This is a genomic window from bacterium (genome assembly GCA_037128595.1).
In the GTDB taxonomy this organism is placed as follows: domain Bacteria; phylum Verrucomicrobiota; class Kiritimatiellia; order CAIKKV01; family CAITUY01; genus JAABPW01.
In genome coordinates this window covers 1-21,173 of sequence record JBAXWB010000039.1, presented here as the reverse complement: position 1 = coordinate 21,173, position 21,173 = coordinate 1, and the positions used below count along the sequence as shown (strand labels likewise).

Below are 21,173 nucleotides of genomic sequence, written 5' to 3'. Positions count from 1 at the left end.
AAACCACCCCTTTGTCGATTCAATTTTTACCGGAGCAAGGGCCGTACCGTGTGACGCGCCACCAACTTAAATCCTCCGATATCGGAAGCGCGTGGCGGCCGTCCTTGAAGGATGCGGACGCAGCTTTTCGCCACCCCTGCCATTGGATACGCCAGCGTGGTAATCTCCTCACAGAGATCGGTAAAGGTTGGACTGTTGTCCACTCCCAGCACAGAGACGTCATCCGGGACCCGCAGGTGAGCCCGGTCCAGTTCGCGGATCGCCGTCAGCGCCAACCAGTCATTATGGCAGAACACCGCGGTGGCGTGATGCCTCCGCACCGCCTTCTCAAGTTCACCCCCTCGATCCGGGTGTATCACGATGGGCGTCCCCCCCCTCTTCAGCAAGGCCTGGCGGTACCCCTCTGCCCGGTCGCGAATGGGACTCGTGTCACGAGCGTACGTGTAGTGTAGAATCCGCCGGTGCCCTTGTGACCACAAAGACTCAACCGCCTGCCTCCCCGTGGCCATCTCATCAGGACCCACCCAGTAGACATGAGGTCCCTTGCAGGGACTTAACAGGGAAATCACGGGCATCCCGCCTGTTTGCTGATCCGTCAGGCAGAGCCCGTCGCGGGGTGGCACGGCAATCACCCCGAGACAACGCCGCGCCGCGAAATCCCCGAGGGCCTCCATGAACTCCGCTTCATCCGCCGTGTGGCAGAGGAACAGGCGCAACCCCTCCCGGGCCAGAGCCTGGTGGACCACACGCATGAGGTCGATAAAAAAGGCGCCACCCTGCAGGGGAATAATTGCGCCCACCACTTTCCGCTCCCCGCTCAGGAGTTCCCGGACAGCGGGATGCGGCTTGTAGCCTTGCCGGGTCGCCATCTCGAGAATGCGCTCACGGGTCCGCGGGGAAATCCCCGGCCGACCATGCAGGGCCCGGTCCACCGTGCCTTGAGACACCCCACATAATTGAGCCAACTGAAGTGATGAGATCATGGCCGATACTCAATTCGATCCACGTTGATGCGCCCCGACTTCACGGTGACGAAGGGTTTGCCGTTCCTGACGCCGACCGTACCATACCCCGTGGCGGTGGCCAGGAAAGCCCGGAAATCCCCCTTCACCCCCGGCGACAGGTACAGCACCCGATCCACCGCGTCCACTCGCGCCCCGGTCAGTCCCTGCAACATGGCATAGGAGGACATCGCCCGGGCATACCAATGGCCGCACTCGTACTCATCAAAGGGATTTCTGATGGTGCCGTCATAACGGGCGCGCACCGCCTTTACTATCGCCACGCCTTCTTTCACCCGTCCCATCATAAATAAATGGGAGGCCACCGCATACTCGATGCCCGTCCATACTTCATCGCTGTAGACAAACGGCAGCAACGGCTTGCCTCCCTTTGGCCAGGAACAGAGCAGCAGTCCGGCCTCCCGGCCCATGGCAAACGACGAGCGCTGGGGATTGCTGTGGTCGGCCAGCGAACGGCGGAAGTTGTGTTTGAAAATGGACGCCACATGACGGGCCGTCCTGGCCTCATCCAGTACCGGCGCCAACCCGCAACACCGCGCCAGCCAGTCACCCAGCACCCCGTCGGACAGACACCCTGTGCCGTACTGATACTTCGGTCCTTCCTTTTCCAGGATCGCCTTGGCTTCGGGGGCGCCATCGTAGGTGGCATTCATTTTCTTGAAGGTAGTCGGATCGCCGGCACGCAACCCCTTCCACTGAACCTTCTGGATGAAGTAGTCCCCGTTCCACAGTTCGGTTTCCATGACCGAACGCCCCCTGGCCAGCAAGGCTTCAAACAAGGATACCTCGTCCCCATTGGCCCGCCCCATCTGAATGGCGGCCTGCAGCGCGCCCAGGTAAAAACTCGTGCACATGCCATCCGCACCCCAGAACTCAATGTCATAGGTATTGTGATGGGGCTCAACCAGGGTTCCCGTGTGATCCGGGTCCCATTGCGCGATGCAATAGTCCAGGCTCTTGCGCGCCCGCGGCCACAGCGATTTCATCCACACGGTGTCGCCGGAGATCCGCCACTCGCGATACAACTTCATCAAACCACCCAATTGCCCGTCCGCAGCCGCGTGGAAATCATGGTCAGGCTCCCGGATCGGGAGGCTGGTCCGGAAATTCTGATGCCCCTGTTCATCCTGGCTCGGCCCGAACTCCGACTCACGCAGGCTCCGCTCCAGGTCGGGAAACAGGTGAGGAATGGACTGGGCGTAATTCCATACATGCGTGCAGGAGCCATGGCAGCACCCCGCATTGTCACTGCACCCTTCCCACCCCCAAAGTCGCCCATCGGTCTGACGCAGACAGGTGGGCGATTTGAGAATCGCCAGATTGGCTGCAACCGATTCAATCACCTCGGTGGGTAACGTGGTGTCATAAAAGCAGTCGCTGAACGTCTCGCTGGCCGCGCGCAACCGGTCGGCCTGTTTCAGCCAGAACCGGGTCAAGGACTGGATGGACTTGAATTTTCCCGCATACCAGGGCCGGTATCCCTCCGGGGCAGCTGGCGTATCGCCGCATGAACACTCCGCCCCGCAAGCGGCCGGGGTGACAGGCGCCACCGCCTCAAGCCCGATCCGCATCTGACTTGAGGGCACATACCAGGCCAGCCGGATCCGGATGGTCCGTTCGGCATGCGCCTTCAGACGGAACGGGACGTACAGGCTTCCGCCGTTGCCAGGGTCCCCGTCGGTATGCGGTTTGCGCGCCAGCGCACGTCCCTCCGTGACGGCCGTCCACAACATCGTGATGGGGTCAAACCAGCCACCCCGGAACCAAGCGCAATCCACTTTCGCCGGTTCATCCGTGAATACGGCAAAACGCCCTTCGTCCCAGGGGGTCTCCGTCCCCGGGGGCTGGGTGAGAACAAACCCGTTGGTCATCGGCCGGATGCAGGCGCCGGGCCGTTTATCCACCTTCATGAAATTCGCGGCATGAAAAGAGAACACCGCCTCGACCGGTTTGGCACTGCGATTGACAAACCGGTAGTCGAGGGCGGCCACCGGCAGGCTTGAAGCGTCGGCATCACCAGGAACAAACGGACTCCACCCCGTTAACTCAACGTGAACGGGCATCGCGGGGTCATCCAGGGTCACCGTGCCGAAGGGAAACCGGGATGAGAAAGACGCGTTGGCAAAGCGGGGAAGCCCGTGTAACTGGCAACCGCCCCCGTTCGCGGCCCAGGGGGCACCGAACGCCTTGCGCATCGGGACCGGTCCCTCCAGCACCCGTGCCGCCGGGGCGGCCCCTTTGACATACAACGCCGCCAACATCTGGGGTTCATTGAACACCTCAGGTTTATGCCGGAGCGACACGTGGGAAAATGACCCCGTCCCCTCCAGGCACAGCATGCCCGCACCCAACCCGCCCATCGGGAATGCCACCCGGTTCAACTGGTCACCCACGTAGCCCGCCGTCTCCCTGCCCTGCTTCGTTGTCATAAAAACTCCTTGCGTGTAACTACACGGTGTGAATTTAAAGCAGAGTCATCTCACAAACGCAAGGGGAAATACTCAGCCTTTTTCCTGCGGATACACCAGGCCCCATTGCCGGCGCAACTCATCCATGGTGCGCATCGTGGTCAGGGTTTCGGACAGGGGCATGATCCGACTTTCCTTGAGCCCCGCGCGCAGGCAATTCCCGACTTCAACGGCCTCATAGTTGTAGCCATTCCCCACCCGCACCGGAGCGGCAGTCTCGGAGCCCTTGCCCGGAATCGTCAGCGTCGCCTCGGTCGCGTGCCAGAAGCCCGGCAGGTAAATAGAGCCCTCCGTTCCCATAATCCGCGCCTCGTGCGCGGTATGGGTGCGCACCGCACAGGTCAGCACCGCCAGGGCCCCGCCCGGGTAGGACAGCACCATGGCCGACTGCTCATCCACGCCGGTCTCGCCCAGATGACACTGCCCCGTGATCATCAGGGGGGCTCCGCCAAAAACCATGGAGGCTAGTGCCAGGGGATAAATGCCTACGTCCAGCAGGGCGCCACCGCCCAGGTGCGGATTCAGCGCCCGGCCTTGCGGATTCCAGTCCGTCCGAAAGCCAAAGTCTGCCATGACCATCCGGGGCTCCCCGATCGCCCCCCGCGCCAACCACTCACGCACCTGCACCATGGGCGGCAGGAAACGGGTCCACATCGCTTCCATCAAAAACACATTCTCGCGCCGGGCACACTCAATCAGCTCCTGACTATCACGGGCATTGAGGGTAAAAGGTTTCTCGCAGAGCACGGCTTTTTTGGCCTTCATACACAGCATCGCCGCCTCAAGGTGCATGGGGTGCGGCGTGGCAACATAGACCACATCCACCTCGGGATCGGCCGCCAAAGCCTCGTAACTGGCATGGACGCGCGGAGCGCCAAACTCAGCGGCTAAAGCCTCCGCCTTCCCGGGGGTCCGTGACCCCACCGCCACCAATTTGGCATCCGGCACAGACTGTAATCCCAAGGCGAATTTCTTCGCAATTCGACCCGGCCCCAAAATACCCCAGCGGATGGTTTTCATATTTATCCTCTCCGAAATAGCTCGAAAAACAGTCTCATGTATTGATAAAGTTCTTATCACATTTTTCATCTTAAAAGGAATTGGAATCATGAAACCGGAAATTATTCTTGCTGTCGATGTCCCCTCTGCGGTGGAAGTGACCCCGCTGATGAATACCCTGTCCGCCGAACTGACCTGGTTCAAGGTGGGGCTGGAGCTCTTTACGGCGGAAGGGCCGTCGGTCCTCCGCCTTCTCTCCTCCCGCCAGAAAAAAATCTTCCTCGACCTCAAGCTGCACGATATCCCCCGCACCGTGGCCAATGCCGTCATCTCCGCCGGGAAGTTGGGGGTCAACCTGATCACCGTCCATGCCATTGGCGGCCGCGCGATGCTCAAGGCGGCGGCGGAAGCGGCCGCCGCGTTCGGGCCAGACCGGCCGCGCCTGGTCGCCGTGACCACCCTCACCAGCCTGAATCAGGACGATTTCATTGACCTGGGCATTCACCGCTCGGTTTCCGATCAGGCGCTGGCCCTGACCGAACTGGCGCTCGCCTCCGGGATTGACGGGGTCGTTACCTCCGTGCACGAAGCGCCCGCCTTGCGCCAACGCTTCGGGGCCGGGCCCATTCTGGTGACTCCGGGAATCCGCCCGTCCGGCGCCGATGTGGGCGATCAGAAGCGGGTCGCCACCCCTACCCTGGCCGTGAACGCAGGGTCGACCTATCTGGTGGTGGGCCGTCCCATCGTTGAGGCGGCCGATCCTGCCCAGGCGGCCCGTGCCATCCAACTGGAGATTGACCGTGCATGGCAGGCGAAGTCTCGCTAACCCCTTGGGGCTTATGATGACCTTATCGTTTCAACTGGTGGCCGAGACCGTCTATGCCGCCCCCGAATCCTGGCTGGACCAGCCCCTCTCCAATGCCACCTTCGTGGTGTTTGATGTCGAGACCACCGGTCTCACGGCCCGGCAGGAGCGCGTCCTGGAAATTGGCGCCATCAAGTTCCGGAACGGAACCATCCTGGAGCGCCGCAACTGGCTGGTCAAACCGGACATCCCCATTCCCCTCGTGGTTCAGGATATCCACGGCATCACCCCCGCCCTGGTATCCAATGCACCGCCTTTTTCAAGCGTCTATCCGGACTTTCACGCCTTCACCAGCAACACGATCCTCCTCGCGCATAATGCCCGCTTCGACCATGCCTTTGTCGCCGAGGAACTCACCCGGAATCAACTGCCCTTCCCCCCCACCCCCATCCTCGACACCATCCCCCTGTTCAAGGCCTGGCACCCGGAACTGCGGAGTTATTCCCTGCACTACCTGACCGAAACCCTGACGCCCAACCATGCGGCCCACACCATTGCCGATGAAACCCTGCCCGAGGGCACCCTCCGCACCAACCGCTTCCATTCCGCTCTGTATGACTGCGAATTCCTGGCCCTGCTGGTCATGAACGGGTTCAAGAAAATGGAACCCGGCGCCACGGTGACCGCATTGACTCAGCTGACCGGTGGGGTCTATTTCTTTGAGCACCACCGCCTGAAAAAGCTTCCCCGCAAGGCCCCGGCATGCAAACCATAATCCTGCTCTGGAACTATCTCGTTGGCTTCAGCCTGATGATTGCCGCCGTTTTCTTTGTGTTTCACAAGTGGTAGCGTGAGGGATGGTTTTGCTCCGTCAAAACCAATATTTCTGGTATTATAAGTGGCACAGGAACGGGAGGAGTAACCTCATGAATCGGGTCGTGACGCGCATCATAATCGGGATAATCTTGGCTATGGCCATAGTTGTCGCGATTTCGCGGTTTCATCGGCCTTCCATGATTGAGAATCCAGCCCTACGCGAAGTTGCACCGCAGCCCTTTTCCAACGTACCGCCCCGGGTAGCCGCCTCGATTCCACTCCCGCCCCCCTCACCCAACCCCACCGGAACGGTCGTCACCGCCAACGCCGTGCCCCCCACGGCCCCACAGGGAGTGAGCAGCCGGCGCGTGTTATTCGGGAATGGGATCCCGTTTGCAGTGTCCGATCTGCCGCCCAGCCCCCTGCGCACCGAATTGGAAGCGTTACCGCTACCCATTCTCACCGACAGCCTGACCCGGCTCACAAAGATGTGTTTTCACGTCAATGACTTGAATTCCCTGCATGTGGATCCATCGGGAATGCCCTACTATGTCTGCTCCTTCACCAATCAACCGGGCGCTGGCGCCCTGCCGCAGTCACCCGCCCCCACCAAACCTGCGGCCAATATCCCCAAACCTGATACCGTGTTTGCCGCGGGCAACCTTAACCCCACTCCCTCTGTCCCGGGCATTCTCGCCGCCGTTCCCATCACCAATCCCCCCCTCCGCCACAGCCGACCCGGGGCAACCCGGGTGCTCTATCTCGACTTTAACGGCCAGGTTGTCACCAATACCATGTGGAACAATAACACTAACTTTTACAATGTCGCACGCTGGGATTGCCGGCCCTTTGATACGGACGGAGACACTAACACCTTCAGTGATGCAGAACAGGGGGCCATCATTAGAATCTGGGAGAGGGTGTCAGAGGACTACGCTCCTTTTGATGTGGACGTGACGACCGAGCCACCCACCAATTGGACCAGCACCACCGGGCATGCCTTGATCACGCCCGACACCGACCTCAACGGCAACCGCTGCCCGCATTACGGATCGGGCGGCATCGCTTATGTCGATGTCTTCGGGCTAGCGAACTATTCCTATAACTCCGCCACCTGTTATTCCCCCGCCTTTGTGTTGCCGATGGGCAGCGACAGCGACAGTTATGCCGAGACGGCGGAAGCGGCCGCACATGAGCTGGGCCACAATCTGGGGCTGAGCCATGACGGCACCTCAACCCTGGAATATTACGGAGGCCATGGAAGTGGCGACATTTCCTGGGGACCGATTATGGGGACAGGGTATGGCCGGAATGTTTCCCAATGGTCGAAGGGAGAATATTATGATGCCAATAATCCTGAAGACGATCTGGCCATCATCGCGGCAAAAGCCCCCTATCGACCAGACGATCACAGCCATACCCCCGCGTCCGCCTCCCTTCTGACCGCCAGCAACGGGACGATCATCACCTCGGGCGTGATTTCCAGCAACTCCGATATCGATGTGATGGCTTTCGCAGCAGGGGAAGGCTTAATCAGCCTTACGTCATTCCCCTATCGCTGCGCCAACGGCACTTATGGCGGCAATCTGGACATCCGGGCGCGACTCTTCAACAGTTCCGGCACCCTGGTGGCTGAAAACAACCCCTCCAATGCCACGCAGGCGATCATCGCCTACTGGGCCCCTGCCACCGGTAAATATTATCTCACCCTTTCAAACAGCGGGACGGGAACCCCCACTAACAACCCTCCCTCTGGGTATACAGCCTATGGCAGTATCGGCCAATATTTTGTCACCGGAAAGGTCGCCCTCCTCACCGGCCTTCTCGTGGAATCACCCAACAACGGGGAGGTGTGGTACAAGGGCCAAACCAATCTTATCCTCTGGGCGAGCGGGTCGAATGCCGCCGGAAATGTCAGAATCGGACTTTACCGGGACCAGAGTTCCTATTGCACCCTTACCAATAGCGTGACCAATAGCGGGGCTTATGCCTGGATCATGACACCCCCGATGCTCAGCTCAACGAACTTCAAAATCCAGCTCTCCAGCGTGACCCAGACCAGCGTTTGGGACGAAAGTGACAGCCCATTCACCATCGCCACCGCACCTACCGCCTCCCTGCTTTTCGAAACGTTTGATGCAGGCACGACGATCCCTGCGGGTTGGTCGCAAACGAATCTTTCCGGAACCGCCACCACCTGGAAATTCCAGACCGGCGGAAGAGCTGGAGGCTCTAATCCAACCAGCGCCTATTCAGGAACCCATAATGCCTGCCTCTACGATACCTCCACCAGCCCTGATGTTTGCCGCCTGCTGACTCCCGCCATCACGATGACCGGATGCACCGGGGCTGTCCTTCGATTCCAGCATTATATGCAGTTGCGAACATCCAGACAGGACTACCTGAATATATGGGCCAGCACCAATTCCAGCATTTCCTGGTTCTGGATCGCAGGCTATTCCAATTCCATCGCCAGTTGGACCCAGCATGCCCTGACTCTGCCCAATCCCGGCCCTGACTACACCATTGCCTTCGAGGGCATCGCTAAAAACGGGAACGGAATCTGTCTGGATGATGTGGAGGTGATCGGGTACCCCGAGGATATCAATACCGTCACCAACAATACCCCCCTCGCCTGGCTGGCCGATAACAGTCTGGAACCCTCCGACGCGGGCGCTCTGAGCGACACCGATAACGATGGGATGGCGGCCTGGCAGGAATGGATCGCCGGAACCAGTCCCACCCAGTTTTTGTCCGTCCTCGCGGTTTCTAATATCGGGAGTATTGCCAATGAACCTGTGATCGCCTGGCCCACCGTGACCGGTCGGAGCTATTCGGTCACCTGGACCTCGAATTTAATGACGACCGCATTCATCCCGCTTGTTACCAACAACACCACCGGAGTTTATACCGATGCGGTCCACGCGGTCGACCCGAACGCTTTCTATCGCATCGGCGTCCAAATGGACCCGTAAAATAAACTATTGCATTATCTATATTAGCTTCTATATTGAATTACAAATTTGCCTTAACTACGGACGCCCAATGGCGGTCGGGGGCAAATGGTGGAAATAGCAGGAGATATCATGAAGAAGGTTTGTGGAATCGCGTTAGCCGTATTGGCATTGGCAGTGACCGGAGCGATGGCAGAAGAAACGGCGGCCCCGGCTGAAAAAGGAGCCGAGACGCCTGCCAAGGAACTCGTCTCTCAAGACATGACCATTGTCGGCACCATCACCAAACATGAAAACAAGAAAAAAGACGGTACCCCGATGATGACCTGGTTCAACCTGGTCGATGAAGAAGGCCAGGAAGTGCGCCTGCCCAAGGGCAAAGTCGATGAATACGTCGGCAGCAAAGTGAAAGTGACCGGCACCGGCTACAGCATGGAAAAGAAGGGCAAAACCATCCGCGCCTTCAAGACCATCACCACCATCGAAAAAGTGGACGCCCCGGCGGCCAAGTAAATGGTTGAAGGAGTCGGAATCCTGCGGTTCTGACTCCCATCCCCTATAAAGGTGACGTTCAACTACGAAACACGCGAAAGACGCGAAAGACGCGAAAATGGGGATGGAAATTGTATTTAAGGAAAATAGTTACAAAATCATGGGGGCGTGTTTTGAAGTCTATAAAGAGAAGGGGAACGGTTTTTTAGAAGCAGTGTATCAAGAATGCCTCTCAATGGAGTTTGCCCGGCAAGGGATTCCATTCGTGGAAAAGCCTCGTCTTCTACTTGATTACAAGGGGATGAACCTCAAACAAACTTATGAACCAGATTTCGTCTGCCTTGGTGAAATTATTGTCGAAATAAAAGCATTAAAAAACTTGGCAGACGAACACCGAGCACAGGTTATCAATTATTTGAAAGCCACCAGAAAACAACTCGGTATGTTGGTCAATTTCGGCCATTACCCGAAAATTGAATACGAGCGGTTCGTAAACCAATCTTTTTCGCGTATTTCGCGTGTTTCGTAGTTTAAAAATTACAGCATCGCACTCGCCGGCCCGAATGATCCTCGCGTAAATCTGGCTTTTCGCTGAAACAGGTCTCCTTGGCCTGGATACACCGCGGCGCGAAAGCACAGCCGGTGGTTGACTTGAGCGCCGGGAGCAACGCCGGAGCGGCAGGGCGGGATTCACTGTCTGGCGGCCTCGCCACCTCATCAGGATCAGGGACCGAGGCCTTCAGTAACTGGGTATACGGATGGCGCGGGTTCCTGAAGACCTCCTGGGCCACCCCCTCCTCCACCACCTGCCCCTTGTACATGATCAGGACCCGCTGGCAGACGTAATTGACCACCGCCAGATCGTGAGCCACCAGGACCACGGCCATATGCCGCGCCTCACTTAAATCCCGGATCAAATTGAGGATCTGGGCTTGAACGGACACATCCAACGCCGAAACGGGTTCATCCGCCACCAGCAGGGCCGGGTTCAAGGCCAAGGCCCGGGCAATGCCTATCCGTTGTCGCTGTCCGCCGCTGAATTCATGCGGGTAACGCCGGATATAGCCAGTGTCCAACCCCACTTGCTGCAGGAGTTCCATGATCCGTGCAGGCCGGTCAGCCCGTGTGGCCAGTTTATGAACGGCTAAAACCTCGTCCAGAGCCGAACCAATGGTCATACGCGGGTTCAGGGATCCCATGGGATCCTGAAAGATCATCTGGGCGCCCAGCCGGAAGGTTTCCAACGCGCGGCCCCGGAGCCCATGCACATTCTGGCCACGGAATAATACGGACCCCTGCGCCACCGGCTCCATGCCAAGCAACGCCTTTCCCAGCGTGGTCTTGCCGGAGCCGCTTTCGCCAATGATCCCGACCCGCTCCCCCTCCGCCACCATGAGGGAGACGCCGTCAACGGCCGCCCATAAATGGCGCCGCCCCTGCTCGTCATGGCCGGGGTAACGGACGGTTACGCCTGTTGCTTCCAATAATGACATCGCACGTTGTGTCCTTCCTTCACACTTTCCATCACGGGCTCACGGAGACGGCACAGCTCCCCGGCCAAGGGGCACCGGGGATGGAACCGGCACCCTGCGGGGAGGTGGGCCGGATGCGGGACCGATCCCTCAATGCCCACCATTCGCTCTACCGGCCGGTTCAAGCGCGGGACCGCCGCCAGCAATCCCTTCGTATAAGGGTGGGCCGTATGCCCGAGCACCTCCGCCACGGGGCCGGACTCCATCACCCGCCCGGAGTACATCACATACACCCGCGCCGCATTGCGGGCCACCAGTCCCAGATTATGGGTGATCAGCAGCACCGCCATCTTCAACTGCAGCTGGAGATCACGAAGCAGGGTGAAAATCTGGGCTTGAATCGTCACATCCAGCGCCGTGGTTGGTTCATCCGCCACCAGGATCCGAGGCTGGCACGCCAGCGCCATGGCAATCATCACCCGCTGCTGCATCCCCCCGCTGAACTCATGCGGATAGGCCTTGCGCCGTGATTCCGGATTGGGCAGCCCTACCAGCGTCATCAACCGGATGACCTCCGCCGTAACCTCCGGAACCCTGCGATGGAGCCGGATGACTTCAGCAATCTGATCGCCCACCCGGAGCACCGGATTGAGGGAGGCGGAGGGGTCCTGGAAAATATAGGATAACGTGGCCCCGCGCAGGGCCCGGAGCTTTGACTCCGGCATCGTCAGGATGTCATCCCCCGCCACCCGGATGGATCCCGTCAGGCTGAGTCCGGGCCCGGTCACCAGCCGGGCCAATGCCAGCGCGGTCAAACTCTTCCCGCAGCCGCTCTCCCCGACCAATGCCACCGTCTCATTCTCATGGACCACCAGATCCACCCCGTCCACGGCACGAATCGTCCCCTCTTCTGAAGCAAACGATATCTTCAGATCAGAGACTTCAAGAATTGGTTTTGGGGAGATCATCATATTTACTTTTATTGACCCTGTGAGTCACACATCCACCCGAAAAAAGACTTCAACTAATTTAAGAAATGAAAGAAATATAATCTCCCGAAAAACCCAAAACGTGGCTTCCTGAATACTCAGAAAAGAATGAAAAACCGGCATTTCTTTAAGAAACCGTGGCGTTTATTTTCTCCGCATGTATTCGTGCGGAAAAATTAACGCCACATTTGAATTTTCTTCGCGATCTCTTCGTACTTCTGTTCAAAATCTAATTTTTTTCATTTCTTAAATTAGTGGTGAAGTCTTCCTCAGAATGGCAATCCATTTCCTGGTTTGTCATCATCCTCTTCGGCCGGGGCCGTGCTATCGGCAAAGGGTTCTGCGGTCACGCGCTCCCCTTCCTTGACCAGGATCTCGATTCGCCGTTCGACCTGATTGAGCTTCCCGGAGCACACCTTCACCAGGGCCTGCCCCTCCTCAAACCGCTTCATCATGTCTTCCAGGCTCAACGTCCCGCTCTCCATTTCCTCGACAATGGTTTCGAGCCGCGCCAAGGCCTTTTCAAAACCGATCTCTTCGGTTCCCGCCGCCAGTTCATCCGTTTTCTTTTTCGCCATGAGTCACCTCTGATGTAAATTCACCTTCACCTACTTTGGTCAAAATCCGGTCGCCCGGCTTCGTCTCCTCCGCCCGCCGGATGGCCCGCCCCTCGGCATTGAGTGTAATGCTGTAGCCGCGCTTCAGGACGGCCAGCGGATTGAAGGCGTTCAGTTGCCGCTCCAGCCCGTGCACCTGTTGAACCCGGCTGGCAAACACCAGCTTGAGCGAATGCGTCATCCGCACGGCCAGGTCATCGGTTTGCTGCTGCCCCTCCCGGAACTGGCGTTCAAGGGCATGCCGGGTCTGGGTCTGAAGCCGCTCCAGCCGCTGCCGGTAGACCCGGGCGGCATTGCCCGGCTCCCTGAACACATAACTGCGGGAAGCGGCCCTGAACCGGCTTTTCGCCTCGAGCAGGGAGTGCTTCAATAGCCGCGTCATGATCCGGGAGTGATTCCGGAGCGCCTCGAGAAACTCATCCTTCCGGCCCACCACGATTTCGGCGGCCGCTGACGGGGTGGCGGCCCTTAGGTCTGCGACGAAATCACAAATCGTGAAGTCCGTCTCATGACCCACCGCCGAGATAATCGGGATATCCGAGCGGGCAATCGCCCGGGCCACAATCTCCTCATTAAAACACCAGAGGTCTTCCAGACTGCCGCCACCGCGGCCGACAATGATGACCTCCACCTGCCGCTGCTGGTTCAGGAGATCGATGGCCCCGGCGATTTCCTCGGCGGCCCCGGCCCCCTGAACCCGGGCGGGGGCAATCACCACGTGGAGATTGGGAAAGCGGCGGCACAGCACGTTCAGGATATCCCGGATCGCGGCACCGGTGGGCGATGTCACCACCCCGATATGCTGCGGCAACAGGGGGAGCTTGCGTTTGCGGTCCACATCAAACAAGCCCTCGGCTGCCAGCTTCTTCTTCAGCGCCTCAAACGCGGCCTGGAGCGAGCCCTTCCCACCCTCCTCCATGCGGCGGACGGCAATCTGATAACTGCCATCCCGCTCATAGACGGTCAAGGCGCCATGCGCCTGCACCCGCATCCCATCGCGGGGCACAAACAACAGGCCCCGCATATCACTCCGCCAGATCACCCCGCGAATCTGGGCGGCCTCGTCCTTGATAGTGAAATAACAGTGACCCGACGGCGGCATCCGGACGTTGGAGAGTTCCCCCTCCACCGTCACATTTCCAAAATTCCCCTCCATGAGGCGTCGGATCTGCTTCGTCAATTCGGTGACTGTGAAAACAGGGGCATTCATTTCGGGTGATCCAGGAACTCCCTGACGCGCGTAATCTTGCGGGCCCGCCCGGTGGCTTCATCGACATCAATCAACGCGCCCTCCAGGGCCACATTGCCCTCGGCAATTTCGAATTTAGAAGGCATGCCGGTAATGAACTTACCCATCACCGAGGCGTAGTCCCGCCCGATAATCGAATCCTTGGGCCCCGTCATCCCCAGATCGGTCAGATAAGCGGTCTTCTTGGGCATGATGATCTCATCCGAGGTCTGGACATGGGTATGGGTGCCCACCACGGCGCTGACGCGTCCATCCAGATGGCGGCCCATGGCGATTTTTTCAGACGTCGCCTCGGCATGGAAGTCGACCAGGATGACCTTCCCCATATTCGGCTCTTTGCTTAACAGGGCATCCACCGTGCGGAAGGGACAGTCCATGGGCGGCATAAAGACCCGCCCGATCAGGCTCACCACCGTCACCCGGCCCTTGGGCGTATCCACCGTCACGACGCCACGCCCGGGACAACCGGGCGCGAAATTAGCGGGGCGGATAATGCGCTTTTCCACCTCGAGGTAAGGAATGATGTCCTTCTGGTCCCACATGTGATCGCCCATGGTCAGCACGTCGGCGCCGGCATCAAACAATTCCCCGGCAATAATCCGGCTGGCCCCTTTGCCGCCTGCGGAATTTTCGGCATTGGCGACAATCATGTCGACCTGCCCCTGCTGTTTCATCCGGCCGGCGATCCGCGCAAAAATCTTGCGCCCCGGCCCCCCCACCATATCTCCCACCATTAAAATAATCATCGGGCATACTCCACCGAGCGGGTTTCACGCACCACCATCACCCGGATCTGGCCGGGATACTGCAGGTCGCTTTCAATTTTCTTACAGATATTCCGGGCCATGGACATGGCCTCATGCTCATTCACTTTTTCAGGTTGCACTACCACCCGGACTTCACGCCCGGCTTGGATCGCGTAACTCTTTTCCACCCCGGGAAAGCCATCCGCAATCGCCTCCAGTTTTTCCAGGCGCTTGACATAGATTTCCGTGGTTTCGGCCCGGGCCCCGGGCCGCGAGGCCGAGATGGCGTCCCCGGCCGAGGCCAGGATGGCATAGAGGCTCTCGCCCGGCACATCATCGTGATGCGCGGCCACGGCATTCACCACCACCGGTGACTCACCCAGGCGCCGCAGCAGATCCGCACCGATGACCGCATGGCTCCCCTCGATGTCATGATCCAGTGCCTTGCCGATATCGTGCAGCAATCCGATCCGCTTGGCCAGCATCACATCCAGGCCGAGTTCCCCCGCCATCACGCCCATCAGCTGGGCCACCTCCACGGAATGCATCAGCACATTCTGCGCGTAACTGCTGCGGAATTTCAGCCGGCCCAACGTGCGGATCAGTTCGGGCTCGAAGCCCTGAATCCCCAGTTTGAAGAGCGCCTCTTCCCCGGCCTGGCGGATCCGTTCATCAATTTCATCCTGCGTCTTGGTGACCACCTCTTCAATCCGGGCCGGATGGATGCGCCCATCCAGGATGAGGCGTTCCAGGGAAAGCCGGGCCACTTCCCGGCGGACGGGATCGAACCCTGAAATGACGACCGCTTCCGGGGTGTCATCAATCAGGAGATTGATCCCGGTGGCCGCCTCCAGGGCCCGGATGTTACGGCCCTCGCGCCCGATGATCCGCCCCTTCATTTCATCATTGGGTAACGCCACGCTGCACGTCATCATCTCCGAGGCATGACTGGCGGCATAGCGCTGAACGGCCAGCGTCACGATTTTCTGGGCCTCGCGTTCCGCGGTATCCTTGGCTTCCGCCTGTAACCGCCGGATCAGCCCGCCCACCTCATTATGAACCTCCGCCTCGACGCGGGCCAACAGCGTGGCCCGGGCCTCGGCTTCGGTCATCCCGGCCATACGCTGGAGTTTGAGCTTGTTCTCATCGATCAACCGGTTCAATTCTTCGCGGGTTTTCTCGAGTTCAGTGGCCTGTTTTTCAACTTCACCAGCCCGTTGCTCCAATGCCCGTTCCTTTTTATCAATGAGGGCCACCTTACGGTCAAAGTTGACCTCACGCTGGGTAATCCGGTTATCCAGCGCCATGAGTTCGTCACGACGGGTTTTGGTCGAAAGCTCAAACTCCTCCCGGGCCTTCAAGGCGTCCGCTTTGGTCTGCAACGCCGTTTCCTTGAGAAGATTCTCCGCATCCTTGCGGGCATCCTTCAACAGCTGATGCGCATCCTGCTCCGTCTGACTGGAGCGGACCGAACTCAACCAGGTCCTGAGACCGTAACCTAAAGCCAAACCCACCAGAACCGCGATTACCGCGGAAATAATAATCTCCATTTCAATCCTTTCGATATACCTGATCTTCCGTCACCACCACATTCATGCCTACATCGGTTTCGTTCACCGGCCATTCCGGGGCCAATTGAAAAGAAAAACAGACGCCGACCTTGCAGGCGACTTTCGCCCCCAGCCGGGCCAGCATCCGGTCGTAAAAGCCCTTGCCATGTCCCAACCGGTCCCCGTTGGCAGTAAACGCCACCCCGGGGACCACCACCAGTCCAAAGCCATCCGGTTTGGCCCAGAAGGGGGTCACCGGCTGACGCACCTGAAAGCCCCCGTGCGTCAGGGATTCATTCGGCGTAAGCCAGGCAGGCATATACTCCCCGTCATCCCGGGCCGCCGGGACGGCCACGCGTTTCCCCGCCTTCCAGGCGGCGGCGAGAATCCCATCCACCGCCACTTCGCCGGGCAAGGACAAATAACCCAGCACGACCTCTGCCCGCTGAAATTCCGGCAACACAATCACCCGCGCCATGATCGCACGGCTCTGGGCCACCACCCAGTCCGCCTGGAGACCGGCGCGCCGTTTCCGCATCACGCTTCGAATGGACTCTTTTGTCAGCATCAGCTCTTTTCCGAATTACCTTTTTTCCGGCGCGCATCCCACTCCGCCATGCGCTTTCCAATCACATCCTCATACCCCGCTTTCGTGGGCTTATAATAGATGGCCGACGTCGGCATATACTCCTGATCCACAAAATGGCCCTCGAAATCATGGGCGTATTGATAGCCGACATGGCCCAATTGCTCCGCCCCTTTATAGCTGGCGCTGCGCAGATGATCAGGAACCGGCAGGACCCGCCCCTTCTCCACATCGGCCAGGGCCTCGTCAATCGCCAGGTAGGACGCATTGCTCTTGGGCGCCGTGGCCAGGTAGGTGGTGGCCTGCGCCAGGATAATGCGCCCTTCCGGCATGCCCACAAACGCCACCGCCTCCATCGCGGAGGTGGCCATCATCAGCCCGCGCGGATCGGCATTCCCGATGTCCTCCGAGGCCAGGATCACCAGGCGGCGCGCAATAAACCGCGGATCCTCGCCCGCGTAAATCATCTTGGCGAGCCAATAGATCGCGGCATTGGGATCGGAGCCGCGCACACTTTTGATGAAGGCCGAAATGGTGTCATGGTGCCCATCCTCATCCCGGTCATAGACCACCGCCTTTTTCTGAATGGACTCCTCCATGATGGCGGCCGTGACATGGATGCGATACTGCTCATTCGGAGGGGTTGACATCACAGCGATCTCAAGGGCATTCAGGGCACGCCGCCCATCGCCTTCGCAGACCCGGGCCAGATGCGCCAACGCCTCAGGATCCACATCAGCCGGGTGGCCGCCCAATCCCCGCTCATCCGCCAGGGCCCGGCTCAGAATCGCAATGATACTCGCCTCCGACACCGGATTGAGTTGAAACACCTGGGAGCGCGAGGTCAAAGGGCTGTTGATGAAGAAAAAGGGATTATGCGTGGTGGCCCCGATCAGGGTCACGGTGCCGTCCTCCACATGCGGGAGGAGGATATCCTGCTGGGATTTGCTGAAATGATGGATCTCATCAATAAAGAGAATGGTTTCCAGCCCATCCGCCTTTTTACGATGATCGGCCGCAGCCAGCAGCACCCGGAGCGAGGCCACATTGGCCAGCACGCCGCTGGTGCGCTCAAACCGCCGTTTGGTGGTGGAGGCAATGGCTTCGGCAATGGAGGTTTTGCCACACCCGGGCGGCCCATACAGGATAATACTGCCCAACCGGTCAGCTTCAATGGATCGACGTAAGAGCTTGCCTTTACCGAGGATATGATCCTGGCCAACAACGTCATCCAAGGTGCGCGGGCGCATACGTGCCGCCAGCGGCTGCAGGCGCATCGCATCACCCGTTCGTTCAGTTTCGAAAAGATCCATTGCCCCGACATCCTCAAGAAAAGAACCCCACCTTACCGCAGGAGCACGATCTCTAAGCCTCACTTATTGAGGTGGGAGCTTTATCATGTGGTTTCCAAATCCCAGACTTGCCGGGCTTGCGGGCTCCACATTATTCAAACTCCCGGATACATAATATCGGGTTAGAGATTTCAGCCCATACACGAGTAAGGCAGGGCAAATTTAACATTCCAAATATCTCAACCCCGCATCAACCTCTCTACGCTTAAATAATACTCCTTCTTCATTCCTTCCGTCAAGCTGTGCGAAAAAAGGTTCCCCCTCTCCGGATAAATCATAATCGTAATCGCAATCTTAATCGCAATCCTCTATGGTTAAACCTGTTTTTAATCAAAGGAAAAAACTATGACGAAAAGAATTCCAGTCGCGATTCAACTGTATTCACTGCGTGACGTCGCTCCTCAGGATGTGGCGGGCACCTTGCACAAGATCTCCGCCATGGGCTATCAGGGCGTCGAGTTCGCAGGATACTACAACCTGCCGTCCGCCACCTTACGCCAGTTACTCGATGACTGTGGCCTGCGCTGCGCGGGGGCCCACACAGGGCTGGAAAGCCTTGAAGGTGATGCCTTCGAGGCCACCGTCGCCATGAACAAGGCGCTGGGGAACACCCGCCTGATTGTACCCGGCGCCGACATGAGTAATCTTCCCGCCACCATCGCCCGCATGAGCGCCGCCCATACGCGGGCCAAAGCCTGCGGGATGCGGGTGGGGTTTCACAATCACACCGTGGAATTTGAAATGGACGGGGCGATGACCCGGTTCGACCGCATCTTCTCCTCGCTGCCTTCCGACTTCCTGGTCCAACTCGACATTGGGTGGGCCACCTGCGCCGGACAGGATGTCCCGGCCCTCCTGCGCAGATACGCCAAACAGCTCGAGTCCGTCCATGTGAAGGAATTTCACCCCACCCACAAGGCGGCCGCCGTCGGGGAAGGCAACGTCCAGTGGCCCGCCATTTTTGATGTGGTCGAAAAGGAGACCTCCGTGCAGTGGTATGTCGTCGAGCAGGAACAATTTGAGGTCGGCCCCTTGGAGAGCGCCAAGACCTGTATCGATAATATCCGCAAAATGGGACGGTAAGCCGGCGTCTCGTTTCTTGATTGAACGCCGATTCATCTGAAGGTATTATTTAAAGATGAATCGGCGGTTTCTTTTCATTATTGCCCTTTGCCTTTACCCTTTTCTTCTCCAAGCCGCCCCCTTCGCCAGACAAATTGCGTTCACCCAGCCTGATGGCACCCCCCTCACGCTCCGGGGACGGGGCGATGAGTTCTACGCCGAATTCGAGACACTGGACGGCTATTCGGTGGTATTTGACCCAACGTCGAAAGCCTACGTCTATGCCCGGCTCTCGGCGGATGGCAGTACCCTGGAATCTTCAGGCGGGCAGGTCGGACAGGTCAATCCCGCCACCTTGAACCTGAAAAAACATCTCAAGATTCATTCCCTGGCACGCAAGGCACAAACTGAAAAGCGGTATCAGCAATGGGACTCGGCCCTGCGGGTTTCCGAACGCTGGAAAGCCCGCAAACAAAAACTCCAGGAGATCCTGCTGCTGGCCGCGCCGGGGACGGGCAAACCTTCATCCGATGGCACTGTGATTCAAGCACCTCCGGCCACAAGCACAACGGGCACCAAAGTCGGCCTCACCCTGCTGGTCGACTTCAGCGATGAGCCCGGCACCATCAGCCAGTCGAATGTCGTCAGTTTCTGCAACGGCACCAACTACACGGGCTACGGTAACAACGGCTCCGTGAAGCAGTATTTCTACGACAATTCCAAAGGCCTGCTCACCTATACCAACGTCGTCACCGCCTACATCCGCGTCCCACACCCGAAAAGCTACTACAATGACACGGCGTTGAGTTGTGCCACTCAAGGACGGCTCCTCGTTACCGATGCCTTGAACGCCATGAAGGCCCTGCCGAATTACGCAACCACTATTCTTCCGCTATTCAACGGGCTTTCGGAGGACAGCTGGCACGATGTGGTTGCCTGTAACGTTTTCTTCGCCGGGTCCGACAGCGGCGTGTGGGACCAAGGGCTCTGGCCAAACTCTTACGCCCTCGCGGCCTCTCTCTCGCTTGGAAACGGCAAGTCCGTCTACTCCTACCAGATTACCGATATCGGCACCTCACTGGAAATCGGCACCTTCTGTCATGAAAACGGGCATATGCTCTGTGACTACCCTGACATTTATGACTACGATAACTCGTCAGAAGGGGGCGCCGGCGTATTCTGCCTGATGAATTCCGGCGGCCATGGCGGTAACCCCTCTCAGATTTGCGCCTACCTCAAGCGGGCTTCAGGCTGGGCCACCACGGTTGAATTAACCTCTTCCTCCTCCCTCACCGGAATGGTCGGTTCCGCAGGGACCAATTTCAACAAGTTCTACCGGTACGCCAAACCGGGGGTCCCCACTGAATACTTCCTCATCGAGAACCGCCAGCCGGAGGGCCGCGATGCGGACCAGCTTCCAGGGGGTGGCCTTGCCGTCTGGCATATCGATGAACTCGGCGACCACAACAATGAAAGTCTGGCCCCCAACAGCTCGCACGCAAATTACGAGGTGACCTTGGTCCAGGCCGACAACCTCTGGCATTTTGAAAACAACGCCGGCGGCGGTGATGCTAACGACCTCTATTACCGCGGCAACACGGCCACCGCCTATAGCGGCATCTTCGATGATTATGCGTCACCCGCCGCGACCTGGTGGAACGGGTCAGCCTCCGGCCTTTCCCTCTGGAACTTCTCGGTGAAGGCGACGAACATGACGTTCACCATCGGCTATCCCCTGCCCCGGCCTGCCGCCAACAGCATGAGCGTGGTGGGCGAGAGCGCTCTTCCCTTCAATAACGCCATTGACCCGGGTGAAACGGTTAGCGTCGCATTCTCACTCAGGAACCTGGGCGGCTCGCCCACCACCAACCTCACCGCCACCCTCCTGCCCGGCGGCGGCGTCACGGCCCCCAGCGGTGCCATGGCGTTCGGGGTTCTTCGGTCAAGTCCTGATTTAAAGTTGTCACTTTGACACCCTGCATATCATCCTTTTT

18 protein-coding genes and 1 other RNA gene are annotated in these 21,173 nt (G+C 58.8%); 7 read left to right on the top strand and 12 right to left on the bottom strand.

All coding sequences use genetic code 11. The features are described from left to right. Positions 1 to 26: 26 nt before the first annotated feature. The 3 genes from WCS52_17700 to WCS52_17690 all read right to left on the bottom strand — a co-directional run bounded on the left by WCS52_17700 (position 27) and on the right by WCS52_17690 (position 4,510). Positions 27 to 983, bottom strand: a complete 957-nt coding sequence (locus tag WCS52_17700) for a LacI family DNA-binding transcriptional regulator (GenBank protein MEI6169018.1) — start codon at positions 981 to 983, stop codon at positions 27 to 29. Beyond that, positions 980 to 3,451 (bottom strand): GH116 family glycosyl hydrolase, encoded by a 2,472-nt coding sequence (locus tag WCS52_17695; GenBank protein ID MEI6169017.1) that lies wholly within the window; start codon positions 3,449 to 3,451, stop codon positions 980 to 982. Before WCS52_17695 ends, WCS52_17700 begins: the two co-directional genes overlap by 4 nt. Positions 3,452 to 3,523: 72 nt before the next feature. Continuing rightward, a complete protein-coding gene (locus tag WCS52_17690) occupies positions 3,524 to 4,510 on the bottom strand; it encodes a Gfo/Idh/MocA family oxidoreductase (GenBank protein ID MEI6169016.1) in 987 nt (328 codons plus the stop codon). A gap of 88 nt (positions 4,511 to 4,598) precedes the next feature. Between WCS52_17690 and pyrF the strand changes: the two genes are divergently transcribed. From pyrF to WCS52_17665, 5 genes are all read left to right on the top strand, one after another. Continuing rightward, positions 4,599 to 5,315: an orotidine-5'-phosphate decarboxylase gene (gene pyrF, locus WCS52_17685; GenBank protein ID MEI6169015.1), complete on the top strand. Its 717-nt coding sequence runs from the start codon at positions 4,599 to 4,601 to the stop codon at positions 5,313 to 5,315. A gap of 13 nt (positions 5,316 to 5,328) precedes the next feature. Continuing rightward, complete coding sequence (locus WCS52_17680) at positions 5,329 to 6,069, top strand: 3'-5' exonuclease (protein MEI6169014.1); 741 nt, start codon at positions 5,329 to 5,331, stop codon at positions 6,067 to 6,069. A gap of 196 nt (positions 6,070 to 6,265) precedes the next feature. Continuing rightward, positions 6,266 to 9,085, top strand: a complete 2,820-nt coding sequence (locus tag WCS52_17675) for a choice-of-anchor J domain-containing protein (GenBank protein ID MEI6169013.1) — start codon at positions 6,266 to 6,268, stop codon at positions 9,083 to 9,085. Positions 9,086 to 9,196: 111 nt separating this feature from the next. Further along, positions 9,197 to 9,577 (top strand): hypothetical protein, encoded by a 381-nt coding sequence (locus tag WCS52_17670; GenBank protein MEI6169012.1) that lies wholly within the window; start codon positions 9,197 to 9,199, stop codon positions 9,575 to 9,577. Between the two features lie 97 nt (positions 9,578 to 9,674). Continuing rightward, positions 9,675 to 10,085 (top strand): GxxExxY protein, encoded by a 411-nt coding sequence (locus WCS52_17665; GenBank protein MEI6169011.1) that lies wholly within the window; start codon positions 9,675 to 9,677, stop codon positions 10,083 to 10,085. A gap of 1 nt (position 10,086) precedes the next feature. Here the strand turns inward: WCS52_17665 and WCS52_17660 are convergent, their stop codons facing one another. The 9 genes from WCS52_17660 to ssrS all read right to left on the bottom strand — a co-directional run bounded on the left by WCS52_17660 (position 10,087) and on the right by ssrS (position 18,278). Continuing rightward, positions 10,087 to 11,049: an ABC transporter ATP-binding protein gene (locus WCS52_17660; protein MEI6169010.1), complete on the bottom strand. Its 963-nt coding sequence runs from the start codon at positions 11,047 to 11,049 to the stop codon at positions 10,087 to 10,089. Then, positions 11,022 to 11,999: an ABC transporter ATP-binding protein gene (locus WCS52_17655; protein ID MEI6169009.1), complete on the bottom strand. Its 978-nt coding sequence runs from the start codon at positions 11,997 to 11,999 to the stop codon at positions 11,022 to 11,024. Before WCS52_17655 ends, WCS52_17660 begins: the two co-directional genes overlap by 28 nt. 287 nt (positions 12,000 to 12,286) lie before the next feature. After that, complete coding sequence (locus tag WCS52_17650) at positions 12,287 to 12,595, bottom strand: exodeoxyribonuclease VII small subunit (GenBank protein MEI6169008.1); 309 nt, start codon at positions 12,593 to 12,595, stop codon at positions 12,287 to 12,289. Continuing rightward, complete coding sequence (gene xseA / locus WCS52_17645; protein ID MEI6169007.1) at positions 12,573 to 13,844, bottom strand: exodeoxyribonuclease VII large subunit; 1,272 nt, start codon at positions 13,842 to 13,844, stop codon at positions 12,573 to 12,575. Before xseA ends, WCS52_17650 begins: the two co-directional genes overlap by 23 nt. Further along, complete coding sequence (locus WCS52_17640) at positions 13,841 to 14,629, bottom strand: TIGR00282 family metallophosphoesterase (GenBank protein MEI6169006.1); 789 nt, start codon at positions 14,627 to 14,629, stop codon at positions 13,841 to 13,843. Before WCS52_17640 ends, xseA begins: the two co-directional genes overlap by 4 nt. Further along, entirely contained in the window at positions 14,626 to 16,179 is a 1,554-nt protein-coding gene (gene rny / locus WCS52_17635; protein ID MEI6169005.1) for a ribonuclease Y, read from the bottom strand. The genes WCS52_17640 and rny overlap by 4 nt, the downstream gene beginning before the upstream one ends. A gap of 1 nt (position 16,180) precedes the next feature. Then, positions 16,181 to 16,747, bottom strand: a complete 567-nt coding sequence (locus WCS52_17630; protein MEI6169004.1) for a 5-formyltetrahydrofolate cyclo-ligase — start codon at positions 16,745 to 16,747, stop codon at positions 16,181 to 16,183. Then, positions 16,747 to 18,078 carry a replication-associated recombination protein A gene (locus tag WCS52_17625; protein MEI6169003.1) on the bottom strand — a complete coding sequence of 444 codons (1,332 nt, stop codon included), beginning with the start codon at positions 18,076 to 18,078 and terminating at the stop codon, positions 16,747 to 16,749. The genes WCS52_17630 and WCS52_17625 overlap by 1 nt, the downstream gene beginning before the upstream one ends. Before the next feature lie 20 nt (positions 18,079 to 18,098). Beyond that, positions 18,099 to 18,278: non-coding RNA, 6S RNA (ssrS, locus tag WCS52_17620), on the bottom strand. 184 nt (positions 18,279 to 18,462) lie between these two features. Between ssrS and WCS52_17615 the strand changes: the two genes are divergently transcribed. Both WCS52_17615 and WCS52_17610 read left to right on the top strand, forming a co-directional pair. Further along, entirely contained in the window at positions 18,463 to 19,200 is a 738-nt protein-coding gene (locus tag WCS52_17615; protein MEI6169002.1) for a sugar phosphate isomerase/epimerase, read from the top strand. A 55-nt stretch (positions 19,201 to 19,255) separates the two neighbouring features. Continuing rightward, the gene (locus WCS52_17610) at positions 19,256 to 21,151 is read left to right on the top strand and encodes a M6 family metalloprotease domain-containing protein (protein ID MEI6169001.1); all 1,896 of its coding nucleotides are present in this window, start codon (positions 19,256 to 19,258) and stop codon (positions 21,149 to 21,151) included. Positions 21,152 to 21,173: the final 22 nt, after the last annotated feature.